Source organism: Paenibacillus nuruki (assembly GCF_963311185.1).
Taxonomy (GTDB): domain Bacteria; phylum Bacillota; class Bacilli; order Paenibacillales; family Paenibacillaceae; genus Saccharibacillus; species Saccharibacillus nuruki.
Genome location: NZ_OY725677.1, coordinates 1 through 13,555, shown reverse-complemented (window position 1 = coordinate 13,555; position 13,555 = coordinate 1). Strand labels below are relative to the sequence as shown.

Below are 13,555 nucleotides of genomic sequence, written 5' to 3'. Positions count from 1 at the left end.
CTTATCCTTTATACGCTGACCCCATCATAAAGTCAATACTATACGTTATCTATGACTTATCGGTACGTACTAGGAAAAACAGCTTTTGTATTGGTAGCCGCCTCTGATGTTGTACCATTACTATTACTATTGCTGTTACTGTTATCTGGAGGAATCGTTGTTGTCCCACCATTCTCTGCTCCGGCAGATCCGTTGCTTTCAGGATTCTGTTCAGGTGTGGTTCCTTCTGGAGTGGTAGGCGTTTCTTCTGAAGGAGTTGTCGTTTCCGGGTTACTTGTATCCGGTGTTGTCGTTCCACTTGTACCCGTACCTGAATCAGTCCCACTACCTGTACCATCGGTAGTATCTGTTCCTGAATTATCCGTATCCGCCGGATCCTTTGGCGTTGTGGTATCTATTTTTTCACTGATAGTTACTGTAACTGTAGGTGCGCTAGCTGGATCAGATAGAGCAATCGTATCTGGCAAAATCACTTGTACAGGAATTTTATACGTGCCTGGCTTTCTGTCACTAATATTAGCCGACACTTCAATATCAGCTGGTTTTAAAGCTTCTAGCGCTTCAGGTGTACCTTTAACATTGAGTGTCACCTGCTGATTAGCTGGATCTGTAATCACATTGGTATAGTTCTCACTAGCCCCTTTAAAGATCACTGGAATATTAGCAATATCTTTTTGTGAGAAAGCTTCCGCAGTAATTTTCACTTGAACTGTAGACGGCGCTATTCGATCAGTACCCTCAGGAATATCTAACTTCACTGTGAGATTTGTTGTCCCTGCTTCTTTGATCGATCCTAAATCTACTGTGGCTGTAATCGAATCTCCTAACGCCGCTAGCGATTTCTCTGATCCATATACAGTCACTTCGTTCACACTTGCTTCTGTATTGGCTAATATCAGGCTCTTAGGAAGTTCACCGGTATAACTAAGATTGAGCGGCAAAGTCTTCACAGACGTCCCTATAGGCACTTCTACTTTGACACTGGCTGGTGAGACGACAGCATCTTTGATCACAGATCCATCTTTGGCATAGACCACTAGAGATACAGTTTTGGAGACGGTATCCGTTGCTCCCTCAATATTGACCACACCTTGAACTTTTTGCACATCTTCAAGTCTGCTTTGAGGTAGTGTAACCGTCACTTTGTCTGTTCCATCTGTAATCACAGGATTGCCTGCTTGATTACCTGTAGCCGGTTCTCCTTGAGTTACAATTTCCGGTTCAAAAGCATTGGATGTTTTTTCTTCTATCGTGACTTTAACTGTACTTGGACTCATGGATACATACTGTACGCTGGCTGGTAGTTCAGGAATTAAAGGTAATGTCACTGTCCCTGCTTGAGTAACTTGACTGAGATCTACCTTCACTTTGTAGCTCTCTGATGAGAAATATGAAGTCAGATCAGACTGCTGTCCTCTTACCTGAATACTCACCCGTGTCGGATCAAGCGACTTGAGTACATATTTATCTTCATCAAATCCATACGCTTGAACCTGTACATTATCAATCACATTGGTTCCCATCGCTGAAGAAACGGAGGTTGTACGAATTGAAGCGGCTCCTCCATCCAGATGGACCATAACCCACAGTAGTATACTTACAACCAGAGCCAATACTTTAGCAACTGTGTTGTTATTGATCCATTTATCCATCATTACTGCTCCCCTCCTTTACGTTTCCAGAACGGGCTTTTTTTCTCTTTTGTGGTTACTTTTGGTTTCAATGCATCATGCAATTTAGAGATCAATGATTCTTCATGGATATCACGAATAACTTGTCCATTCATAGCAAGTGATACTTGACCTGTTTCTTCCGATACAATGAGAGATACGCCATCGCCAACTTCACTAATTCCTATAGCTGCACGATGCCTTGTTCCTAATTCCTTGCTTATAAATGGATTCTCAGACAGTGGTAAATAACAAGCTGCTGCTGAAATTTGTTGACCTTGTATAATAACAGCTCCATCATGTAGAGGGGTATTTGGAATAAAAATATTAATAAGCAGTTCTGAACTCACCATCGACTGCATTTTGATTCCCGATTCCGTATACTCATTCAGACCTGTTGTACGTTCAAATACAATAAGAGCTCCTATTTTACGTCTGGATAGATAATGAACTGCTTTGATTACTTCGTTGACCATCTTGGTGATCTCTTCATCATCCGCTAACGTTCGACCAAAAATTTTACCTCGACCTAATTGCTCTAGTCCACGTCGCAGTTCGGGTTGGAAAATAATAAATATCGCCAGTACACCAAACGTAAACGCCTGATTCATTAACCATTTCAATGTATACAAATCAAACCAACTACTAATTGCCCAGATAAATACAAGCACCAAAATACCTTTCAGTAATTGTACAGCTCGTGTACCACGAACCAATAGAATTAACTGATAAATAATATAAGTGACGATTAAAATATCAATGATATCTTTGATCGAATCTTTCCAGGTTAAGCTCGTAAAATAATCCATACTGAAACCCCCGTCATGTTCTATCTAGTGGACCCTTAATCTATTATTTTCCTCATGACTGTATATACAGAAAGTAGGTTTTGTATAAAAGATTACCCAAACCTGCCACCAAATGCGCAATAAATCTATTTTTATGAATTATTTGTACTGATCCTAACTATTGTTTAACAAAATACTACTATATCTAGGGTATAACGATACTTCTATCGTTGCAACCTACTATTTTCTTATTGTACACGTTTTATAAGCACACACGCAAAAAGACGCCTTCTTTAAAAGAGGCGCCTTTCAGGCAATAATCACAAATCAAGGAGAGGCGACTTCAGAAAATACATTTGCGATTTTGTACCAAACCCAATCTACTGATTGATTAATACTTTGAACTTGTCCAGAAATATGCGCTGTACTTGCTTGGAAGATACCACCATCAATCACAGTAACATTTCCTTCTACATCGCCATAAATCTTAGCCTGTCCTTTTTCTATCGTTAAATTACCAGCGATCGTGCGACCTTCCGGTACAATTACAGAATTTCCTTCAATAACCACTTGATCCAAATCTGTGCCTTTGACAATCATTTCCGGGCCTTCATTCCATAATGGAAGTGTTCCAAGCAAAATAATAAAGAAAGCTGCCGCTGCTGTTAATGCAGGATGTCGTTTTAGCCAAGTCCACCAAACATGTGTCTGTTTAGACTTGGGTAAAGACTGCATGATTCGAGCAGTGAGCTCATCAGATACTGGCGGCTTGCGGTGATTTACGGCGAAAAGAAGCATATCTGTTTGTTCTAACTGTTTAAATGCTACACGGCATTCCGAACACTCAGCCAGATGTTGCTTCAATTCATCTGTTTCTTCATCCAGTAAGTCGCCGTCTAAATATTCGTGCATCAGTGAGACGGCCAGTTTGCAATCCATATGAGCCAATCCTTTCCGTTCAAATACTTTTTCAACACGTATAACCAAAAGGAAGCTGTTGAAACAGCTTCTACCTTCTTAAATACGAATTGTATTTCAATGGGTTTCACAATTTCTAATTTAATTTATAGTTTGGGTTCTAATTTTTTACGTAAAAATTCTCGACCACGGTGAACACGTGTTTTGATCGTCGTTACAGGCATATCCATAACTTCACTAATTTCTTGTAACGACAACTCTTGTAAATACCTCAATACCATAACGGTCTTATATTTATCAGGCAAAGAATCAATCGCTTGATGAATCAATTGTTGCGTTTCTGACAGTAAATATTCACTTTCAGGTGTTCGTTCATCACCAGGTAAAAGAGCATATCCATCTGTTCCATCTTGATCATTTAATTCGGCATCTAAGGAATAACTAGGTTTACGCTTACGTAACCGATCTATACACAGATTAGTCCCTATTCGGTAAATCCATGTAGAAAACTTCTGTTTCTGATCATATCGATCTAAGTTTTTATACACCCGTAAAAAGGTTTCTTGTACAACATCTTCTGCTTCATGACGGTTACTTAGCATCCGATAGCCCAAATGAAAAATTTTATCTTTGTATAATTCAACGATTTCGGCAAAAGCACGCTGATCTCCTTTAAGCGCTAGTTTGACCAATCTCGTTTCTATATTATCCACCATCACTCCCCCAGACTTCGTACCCTATATGTATGTGTAGCAATAGATTTATTTTACAATCCACTACAAATCGTAATTCAATCAAGCCAAAATTGCAATCGTAATCCTGCGAATTTTAAACTTTCAGACAAAAAAAGTCGGAATATATCATTATTTGTAGCCATAATGTATATTCCGACTATTTTAAGACTTATTTTACGATTCAACTAAAGATAAGATGTAACATCAACCCGTATTACGAAGTCCTGCTGCAATACCATTGATAGTTAACAATACTTCACGTAGCAATTCTGGATTATCTTCATCTTGCTCACGAAGTTCACGTAGCTCATTGAGCAATTGTACTTGAAGATAACTGAGTGGATCTACATAAGGATTACGTAAACGCACCGATTCCTGAATAACAGGTACATTATCCAAAATATCTTGTTGATGAGTAATTTTAAGAACAAGATCACGAGTACGATTGAACTCTTCTTGAATCAATCCAAAAATACGTTCACGTTGCTCTTCATCTTTATACATGCCTGCATACTCTTTAGCTATAATCAGATCTGCTTTAGCAATAGCCATTTGTAGCGTATCCACTAATGTAGTGAAGAATGGGAACTCTTTATACATTTCTTGAAGGACAGCCATATTTTCTTCTTTATCTTGATAGAAGTGTTGAATACCTGTTCCAGCTGCATACCATGCAGGCAACAAGTAACGACTTTGCGTCCAAGCGAATACCCATGGAATCGCACGCAAATCTTCAAATCGATCACTATTTTTACGTTTAGAAGGACGAGAACCAATATTAAGTTCGCCTACTTCAGGTAGTGGTGTAGAACCTTTGAAGAAACTCATAAAGGATTCATCACGGAAAATAAGATCTTGATACTTATGGAGTGACACTTCCGAGATGTCTTCCATGATTTGTTCCCACTTCTTATTGTTCTCCCCTTCAGGTTCTCCTACTTTAGCAATAATAGCTGAAGTGATCAGAGCTGAGGTAGCTTGCTCTAGACTACGATAAGCAATACCCTGTAAAGAATAACGAGAAGAAATCACTTCACCTTGTTCTGTGATTTTGATACCGCCACCTACAGTATGAGGAGGTTGTGCCAAAATACTACGGTTTAGAGACATGCCTCCACGTCCCAAAGCGCCTCCACGTCCATGGAAAAATTTAAGCTTGATATCATACTCTGCACCCATCGCTGTAATCTCATTCAAAGCTAGACGTAGTTCCCAGTTCGCTGTCACTACTCCGCCGTCTTTATTACTATCCGAGTAACCAAGCATAATCTCTTGCAAATTATTCATAGCTGCAACCGATTGACGGTAAGCTGGTAAATTTAATACTTGACGCATAATTTGTGGTGCTGCATGTAAATCATCAATCGTTTCAAATAAAGGCACTGCTTGAAGTGTAGAATGAACCGTACCATCAGGATCTTGACGGAACAGACCTACTTCTTTAGCAAAGATCATCACTTCAAGAATATCACTAGCACCTTGCGTCATACTGATCAAGTAACTAGAGATACAGTTTGTACCAAATTCTTTTTGTGCTTTGAAAATAGTACGGTATACAGCTAGACACTCTTCAGTGCTTTCACTGTAATTTAGGTATGTTGATGTCAAAGGACGAGGATCTGTTAGCAACTTACCAAGAAGTTCAATCTTTTCCTCTTCACTAAGCTTAGAGTAGTCCTCTACAATTTTCATACTCGCTAATATTTCAGTCAATGCATTCTCATGTTCTTGACTATGCTGACGAATATCTAACGTCGCTGTATGAAAACCAAACAGTTCTACCTGACGAATCAACTTTTTCACATATGTATTCGCCACATAATCTGCATAATGATGACGCAAGCTTTGATCAATCACTCGCAAATCTTCTAAAAGTTCACCCATATGACTATAACTTTCGGCTGTCCCTTTTTTAGACTCATCTAATATATTATTTAATTTACGCAACATATAAGCGATTTTAATACGATAAGGTTCATTTTCATTATTCCAGCTGAACTTCTTATCAATCGTTACATGGAGACGATCTTTTTGAATAGAAGATAACAATTCTTCAGATACATCAATAATAGTTGTACTGAAGCTTAATGATTTCATCAAGTCTGTCAAAATACGTTGATATTCCCGAATCGCAAGGCGGCGCTGCATCTGTAATGTTTTCCAAGTCACATCTGCTGTAACAGAAGGATTACCATCACGATCTCCACCAATCCAAGAACCAAAACGTAAAAAGCTAGGTACATGCCATTCATGCTCTGGATAGTACTTACTCAAAGAGCGTTCTAATTCCTGATACAACTCTGGCAATACATCAAATAAAGTTTCATGGAAATAATACATCCCATTACGCACTTCATCCAATACAGTTGGCTTACGATCACGTAACTCATCGGTTTGCCATAATGTAATCACTTCGTTCAATAACTTTTCACGTAATTGCTCGCGCTCACGGAAAGTCAGTGTAGGATTGTCTAAAAGAGTAACGTCTTCTGAAATACGTTTGTGGATATCCAAAATGGCACGACGCATCGCTTCTGTAGGATGAGCTGTCATCACCAATTCCAACGAAAGGTCAGCCAAAATAGCCTCTACTTCGTCTGCAGTAAAGTTTTGTTCTTTTAATTCTTGAACAGCACTTTCCATAGAACCAGGTTGAATCGTTTCTCCAGCAGAACGCTCATAGTCACGTTTACGACGAATACGGTGGTTCTGTTCTGCAATATTCACCAATTGGAAGTAAATCGCAAAAGCGCGTACCACTTGGTGTCGATTATCAGAATCCAGATTTTTGATAAGTGTTTTGAATTCCTCAAAAACCTCAGGTAAAGCTACTGCACGCAATGATTTACTTAGCTCACGAATTTTTTCAACAATATCCAAAAGTTCCTGTCCGCCTTGATGGACAAGCACCTCACCTAGAATATTCCCCAAAAAACGTACATCTCGCCGCAGCAAGTTGTTAGAATGATTTTTACTAGCATTCACTGTCAACTCAGACATGCTCTTCCTCCTATCTTTCACCGGTGTCAATTCCTCTATATGTTAACATCTTCTTAACATCATACAACAAAGCTACACTGATTACTTTAATTAATTTTGAACTTATGAATGATTATGCAAACTTTTAACCAATCAATCACAATGAAAATTGACACCTGCCCTAAAAGCATTTTGTCAACTATCGTATTCGTTATTTTACATCAATAGAGAGAATATATCTCTTCTTTTAACATAGTATTTCCGTCGACAAACGAATAAATTAAAGTGAAAAAAGTACAAAATTTATAGAACAGGATCTACATGATTCCATAGCTATGATAAGTTTTTTATACTTATATATAGCAAAAAAAGACCGTTTCCGGTCTTTGAATTAAAAAATGGAGCGGGTGATGGGAATCGAACCCACGCTATCAGCTTGGAAGGCTGAAGTTCTACCATTGAACTACACCCGCAAAACGATCGGGATGACACGATTTGAACATGCGACCCCCTGGACCCAAACCAGGTGCTCTACCAAGCTGAGCTACATCCCGTTATGCGTTTATTCACTTTTAGAAAAAATGGCGCGCCCTAAGAGATTCGAACTCCTGGCCTTTTGATTCGTAGTCAAACGCTCTATCCAGCTGAGCTAAGGGCGCAAATAAAACCTTGTAAAAGATTGGAGCGGACGATGGGAATCGAACCCACGACCCTCGCCTTGGCAAGGCGATGCTCTACCGCTGAGCCACGTCCGCAAAACCTATGCGCGTGGAGGGACTTGAACCCCCACGTCGTGAAACGCTAGATCCTAAGTCTAGTGCGTCTGCCAATTCCGCCACACGCGCATGTAAGAAAAATGGTGAGTCATGAAGGGCTCGAACCTTCGACACCCTGATTAAAAGTCAGGTGCTCTACCGACTGAGCTAATGACTCATAAATGGCTGGGGATATAGGATTTGAACCTATGCATGACGGAGTCAAAGTCCGTTGCCTTACCGCTTGGCTAATCCCCAATAAAGTGAACATGTTATTTAAGAAAAATGGTGGAGATTGACGGGATCGAACCGCCGACCCTCTGCTTGTAAGGCAGATGCTCTCCCAGCTGAGCTAAATCTCCAAGAAGTAAATATGACCCGTAGGGGACTCGAACCCCTGTTACCTCCGTGAAAGGGAGGTGTCTTAACCACTTGACCAACGGGCCCTATTGCGAAGCTCTCAACCGGATTCGAACCGGTGACCTCATCCTTACCATGGATGCACTCTACCTACTGAGCTATGAGAGCAAATGGCTCCCCGAACAGGACTCGAACCTGTGACAACTCGATTAACAGTCGAGTGCTCTACCAACTGAGCTATCAGGGAATAGTCACCGTCTCCTCGGATCACTCCTTGAAACGGTCAATCTGTACTGCTCTGCTTGGCAACGTCCTACTCTCCCAGGACCCTGCGGTCCAAGTACCATCGGCGCTGGAGGGCTTAACGGTCGTGTTCGGGATGGGTACGTGTGGAACCCCTCCGCCATCATTACCAAACAGTCAGGCTGTGTTGCTCCCTGAAAACTGAATCCGAAAACTGAAACATCGCGTTTGTAGATTTGGATAAGCCCTCGACCGATTAGTATTGGTCAGCTCCATGCCTTGCGGCACTTCCACCCCCAACCTATCAACCTCGTCGTCTACAAGGGGTCTTACATACTGGGAAATCTCATCTTGAGGGGGGCTTCACGCTTAGATGCTTTCAGCGCTTATCCCTTCCGCACGTAGCTACCCAGCGATGCTCCTGGCGGAACAACTGGTACACCAGCGGTGCGTCCATCCCGGTCCTCTCGTACTAAGGACAGCTCCTCTCAAATTTCCTACGCCCACGACAGATAGGGACCGAACTGTCTCACGACGTTCTGAACCCAGCTCGCGTACCGCTTTAATGGGCGAACAGCCCAACCCTTGGGACCTACTTCAGCCCCAGGATGCGATGAGCCGACATCGAGGTGCCAAACCTCCCCGTCGATGTGGACTCTTGGGGGAGATAAGCCTGTTATCCCCAGGGTAGCTTTTATCCGTTGAGCGATGGCCCTTCCATGCGGTACCACCGGATCACTAAGCCCGACTTTCGTCCCTGCTCGACGTGTCTGTCTCGCAGTCAAGCTCCCTTATGCCTTTACACTCTTCGAATGATTTCCAACCATTCTGAGGGAACCTTAGGGCGCCTCCGTTACACTTTAGGAGGCGACCGCCCCAGTCAAACTGCCCACCTGACACGGTCCCTGTACCGGATCACGGTACGAGGTTAGAACTCAAATGCGATCAGGGTGGTATCCCAACGGCGCCTCGACCGAAGCTTGCGCTCCGGTTTCTACGGCTCCCACCTATCCTGTACAAATCGCACCCCAGTTCAATATCAAGTTGCAGTAAAGCTCCATGGGGTCTTTCCGTCTTGTCGCGGGTAACCTGCATCTTCACAGGTATTAAAATTTCACCGGATCTCTCGTTGAGACAGCGCCCAAATCGTTACGCCATTCGTGCGGGTCAGAATTTACCTGACAAGGAATTTCGCTACCTTAGGACCGTTATAGTTACGGCCGCCGTTTACTGGGGCTTCGGTTCATAGCTTCGCTTGCGCTAACCACTCCCCTTAACCTTCCAGCACCGGGCAGGCGTCAGCCCGTATACTTCGCCTTGCGGCTTCGCACAGACCTGTGTTTTTGCTAAACAGTCGCTTGGGCCTTTTCACTGCGGCCCCCTCGTGCTATTCACACTACCGGGGCACCCCTTCTCCCGAAGTTACGGGGTCATTTTGCCGAGTTCCTTAACGAGAGTTCTTCCGCGCGCCTTAGAATTCTCTTCTCACCCACCTGTGTCGGTTTACGGTACGGGCACCTGCTTCCTGGCTAGAGACTTTTCTTGGCAGTGTGAAATCATGACCTTCGCTACTACAATTTTCGCTCCTCATCACAGCCTGGCCTTGCGGTATGCGGATTTGCCTACATACCAGCCTCACTGCTTGAACGGACATCCATCAGTCCGCGTCACTATCCTCCTGCGTCATCCCATTGCTCATAACGGCTTTCGGTGGTACAGGAATTTCAACCTGTTGTCCGTCGACTACGCCTTTCGGCCTCGCCTTAGGTCCCGACTTACCCTGAGAGGACGAGCCTTCCTCAGGAATCCTTGGGTTTTCGGCGGATCAGATTCTCACTGATCTTTTCGTTACTCATACCGGCATTCTCACTTGAATGAGGTCCAGCGCTCCTTGCGGTACACCTTCAATCTTCATTCAACGCTCCCCTACCCCTGATACAAAGTATCAAGCCATAGCTTCGGTGGTGTGTTTAGCCCCGTTACATTTTCGGCGCAAAGTCACTCGACCAGTGAGCTATTACGCACTCTTTCAATGGTGGCTGCTTCTAAGCCAACATCCTGGTTGTCTGTGCAACTTCACATCCTTTCCCACTTAACACACACTTGGGGACCTTAGCTGATGGTCTGGGCTGTTTCCCTTTCGACAATGGATCTTAGCACTCACTGTCTGACTCCCGGAATAAAGTCTGTGGCATTCGGAGTTTGACTGAACTTGGTAACCCTTGCGGGCCCCGCATCCAATCAGTGCTCTACCTCCACGACTCAACTTCCGAGGCTAGCCCTAAAGCTATTTCGGGGAGAACCAGCTATCTCCAGGTTCGATTGGAATTTCTCCGCTACCCCCACCTCATCCCCGCACTTTTCAACGTGCGTGGGTTCGGGCCTCCAGTACGTGTTACCGTACCTTCACCCTGGACAGGGGTAGATCACCTGGTTTCGGGTCTACGTCCACGTACTTAGTCGCCCTATTCAGACTCGCTTTCGCTGCGGCTCCGGCTTTTCACCTTAACCTTGCACGGGAACGTAACTCGCCGGTTCATTCTACAAAAGGCACGCCATCACCCATTAATAGGGCTCTGACTTTTTGTAAGCACACGGTTTCAGGTTCTATTTCACTCCCCTTCCGGGGTCCTTTTCACCTTTCCCTCACGGTACTGCTTCACTATCGGTCGCTAGGGAGTATTTAGCCTTACCAGATGGTCCTGGCAGATTCATACGGGGTTTCACGTGCCCCGCACTACTCGGGATCCGTCTCGGAGAGAATGAGATTTAAGCTACAGGGCTTTCACCTTGTCTTGCGGGCCTTTCCAGACCTCTTCGCCTACCTCATTCCTTTGTAACTCCAAAGAGACGTCCCACAACCCCAAAAAGCAAGCTTCTTGGTTTGGGCTGTTCCGCGTTCGCTCGCCGCTACTGACGGAATCACTCTTGTTTTCTTTTCCTGAGGGTACTTAGATGTTTCAGTTCCCCTCGTCTGCCTCTGCACACCCTATGTATTCAGGTGTGAGTAACTGGAGATGAATCCAGTTAGGTTTCCCCATTCGGACATCCCCGGATCACAGCTTGCTTACAGCTCCCCGAGGCCTTATCGTTGTTCGCCACGTCCTTCATCGGCTCCTAGCGCCTAGGCATCCACCGTGTGCTCTTAGTAGCTTAACCTAAGTGTTTCTATAACATAGAAACGGTGTATATTATTTCTCGCCTACGCTGTTCAACACAGCAGTAGAGAAGAAACATTCTAAAACGCGATGTTTCATTTTCGGTATCCAGTTTTCAAGGATCAACAGTTTGAAAGAGGTTTACTCTTTCAAAACTGAACAGCGAGTGAGTTTTGCCATTCAATGAATGACCACAGATCCACCGAAGTGTTCTGCGTTTGTCGTTCTCCGAAAAGAACGACGTTCGAATGTTTCCGTTGCAGGAAACGATTCTCCATAGAAAGGAGGTGATCCAGCCGCACCTTCCGATACGGCTACCTTGTTACGACTTCACCCCAATCATCTACCCCACCTTCGGCGGCTGGCTCCTTTGCAGGTTACCCCACCGACTTCGGGTGTTGCAAACTCTCGTGGTGTGACGGGCGGTGTGTACAAGACCCGGGAACGTATTCACCGCGGCATGCTGATCCGCGATTACTAGCAATTCCGACTTCATGCAGGCGAGTTGCAGCCTGCAATCCGAACTGAGACCGGCTTTTAAGGATTGGCTCCATCTTGCGATATTGCTTCCCGTTGTACCGGCCATTGTAGTACGTGTGTAGCCCAAGTCATAAGGGGCATGATGATTTGACGTCATCCCCACCTTCCTCCGGTTTGTCACCGGCAGTCTGCTTAGAGTGCCCACCATGATGTGCTGGCAACTAAGCATAAGGGTTGCGCTCGTTGCGGGACTTAACCCAACATCTCACGACACGAGCTGACGACAACCATGCACCACCTGTCTCCTTTGTCCCGAAGGAAAAGACTATCTCTAGTCCGGTCAAAGGGATGTCAAGACTTGGTAAGGTTCTTCGCGTTGCTTCGAATTAAACCACATACTCCACTGCTTGTGCGGGTCCCCGTCAATTCCTTTGAGTTTCAGTCTTGCGACCGTACTCCCCAGGCGGAATGCTTAATGTGTTAACTTCGGCACCAAGGGTATCGAAACCCCTAACACCTAGCATTCATCGTTTACGGCGTGGACTACCAGGGTATCTAATCCTGTTTGCTCCCCACGCTTTCGCGCCTCAGCGTCAGTTACAGCCCAGAAAGTCGCCTTCGCCACTGGTGTTCCTCCACATCTCTACGCATTTCACCGCTACACGTGGAATTCCACTTTCCTCTTCTGTACTCAAGCTCTCCAGTTTCCAGTGCGACCCAAGGTTGAGCCTTGGGCTGTGACACCGGACTTAAAAAGCCGCCTGCGCGCGCTTTACGCCCAATAATTCCGGACAACGCTTGCCCCCTACGTATTACCGCGGCTGCTGGCACGTAGTTAGCCGGGGCTTTCTTCTCAGGTACCGTCACTCCGAGTTCAGTTACTAACCCGGACGTTCTTCCCTGGCAACAGAGCTTTACGATCCGAAAACCTTCATCACTCACGCGGCGTTGCTCCGTCAGACTTGCGTCCATTGCGGAAGATTCCCTACTGCTGCCTCCCGTAGGAGTCTGGGCCGTGTCTCAGTCCCAGTGTGGCCGATCACCCTCTCAGGTCGGCTACGCATCGTCGCCTTGGTGAGCCGTTACCTCACCAACTAGCTAATGCGCCGCAGGCCCATCCTCAAGTGACAGATTGCTCCGTCTTTCCAAATTCGTTCAGGCGAACAAATCATGTATTCGGTATTAGCTACCGTTTCCGGTAGTTGTCCCAAGCTTGAGGGCAGGTTGCCTACGTGTTACTCACCCGTCCGCCGCTAAGCATCAGAGAAGCAAGCTTCTCATCAACTCCGCTCGACTTGCATGTATTAGGCACGCCGCCAGCGTTCGTCCTGAGCCAGGATCAAACTCTCCATAAAGTGTTTGACTTGCTCAAATCTAAAAACTGGCGAGAACCGAAGTTCTCTATTTTTAAAGGTCGGCTAAGACCTTCATTACTCACTCGTTGTTCAGTTTTCAAAGATCAAACATTTC

Annotated in this window: 5 protein-coding genes, 11 tRNA genes and 3 rRNA genes; all 19 read right to left on the bottom strand. The window is 44.7% G+C overall.

Annotation, left to right across the window (positions count from 1 at the left end; genetic code table 11):
* Positions 1-56: 56 nt before the first annotated feature.
* Positions 57-1,655, bottom strand: coding sequence for a CdaR family protein (locus tag RCP16_RS00095; RefSeq protein ID WP_308641379.1), 1,599 nt, complete (start codon positions 1,653-1,655; stop codon positions 57-59).
* Positions 1,655-2,479 (bottom strand): diadenylate cyclase CdaA, encoded by an 825-nt coding sequence (gene cdaA / locus RCP16_RS00090; RefSeq protein WP_069325696.1) that lies wholly within the window; start codon positions 2,477-2,479, stop codon positions 1,655-1,657. The genes RCP16_RS00095 and cdaA overlap by 1 nt, the downstream gene beginning before the upstream one ends.
* Positions 2,480-2,785: 306 nt before the next feature.
* Positions 2,786-3,397: a zf-HC2 domain-containing protein gene (locus tag RCP16_RS00085; protein WP_069325708.1), complete on the bottom strand. Its 612-nt coding sequence runs from the start codon at positions 3,395-3,397 to the stop codon at positions 2,786-2,788.
* A gap of 125 nt (positions 3,398-3,522) precedes the next feature.
* Positions 3,523-4,092 (bottom strand): RNA polymerase sigma factor SigW, encoded by a 570-nt coding sequence (gene sigW / locus RCP16_RS00080; protein WP_069325697.1) that lies wholly within the window; start codon positions 4,090-4,092, stop codon positions 3,523-3,525.
* 222 nt (positions 4,093-4,314) lie between these two features.
* Positions 4,315-7,110 (bottom strand): phosphoenolpyruvate carboxylase, encoded by a 2,796-nt coding sequence (gene ppc, locus RCP16_RS00075; RefSeq protein ID WP_069325698.1) that lies wholly within the window; start codon positions 7,108-7,110, stop codon positions 4,315-4,317.
* A gap of 378 nt (positions 7,111-7,488) precedes the next feature.
* Positions 7,489-7,562 (bottom strand) — tRNA-Gly (locus tag RCP16_RS00070).
* A 7-nt stretch (positions 7,563-7,569) separates the two neighbouring features.
* A tRNA-Pro gene (locus tag RCP16_RS00065) sits at positions 7,570-7,643 on the bottom strand.
* Positions 7,644-7,671: 28 nt separating this feature from the next.
* Positions 7,672-7,748: transfer RNA gene (locus RCP16_RS00060), tRNA-Arg, on the bottom strand.
* Positions 7,749-7,769: 21 nt separating this feature from the next.
* A tRNA-Gly gene (locus tag RCP16_RS00055) sits at positions 7,770-7,844 on the bottom strand.
* 8 nt (positions 7,845-7,852) lie between these two features.
* Positions 7,853-7,934: transfer RNA gene (locus RCP16_RS00050), tRNA-Leu, on the bottom strand.
* Positions 7,935-7,946: 12 nt separating this feature from the next.
* A tRNA-Lys gene (locus tag RCP16_RS00045) sits at positions 7,947-8,022 on the bottom strand.
* A gap of 5 nt (positions 8,023-8,027) precedes the next feature.
* Positions 8,028-8,102: transfer RNA gene (locus RCP16_RS00040), tRNA-Gln, on the bottom strand.
* A gap of 28 nt (positions 8,103-8,130) precedes the next feature.
* Positions 8,131-8,206, bottom strand: a tRNA-Val gene (locus tag RCP16_RS00035).
* 12 nt (positions 8,207-8,218) lie between these two features.
* Positions 8,219-8,290, bottom strand: a tRNA-Glu gene (locus RCP16_RS00030).
* Positions 8,291-8,299: 9 nt separating this feature from the next.
* Positions 8,300-8,372 (bottom strand) — tRNA-Thr (locus tag RCP16_RS00025).
* Between the two features lie 3 nt (positions 8,373-8,375).
* Positions 8,376-8,451, bottom strand: a tRNA-Asn gene (locus tag RCP16_RS00020).
* A 53-nt stretch (positions 8,452-8,504) separates the two neighbouring features.
* A 5S ribosomal RNA gene (gene rrf, locus RCP16_RS00015) occupies positions 8,505-8,621 on the bottom strand.
* Between the two features lie 62 nt (positions 8,622-8,683).
* Positions 8,684-11,606: ribosomal RNA gene (locus RCP16_RS00010) — 23S ribosomal RNA — on the bottom strand.
* A 279-nt stretch (positions 11,607-11,885) separates the two neighbouring features.
* Positions 11,886-13,440, bottom strand: a 16S ribosomal RNA gene (locus RCP16_RS00005).
* The 16S, 23S and 5S rRNA genes sit together here with 11 tRNA genes alongside, the layout of an rRNA operon.
* Positions 13,441-13,555: the final 115 nt, after the last annotated feature.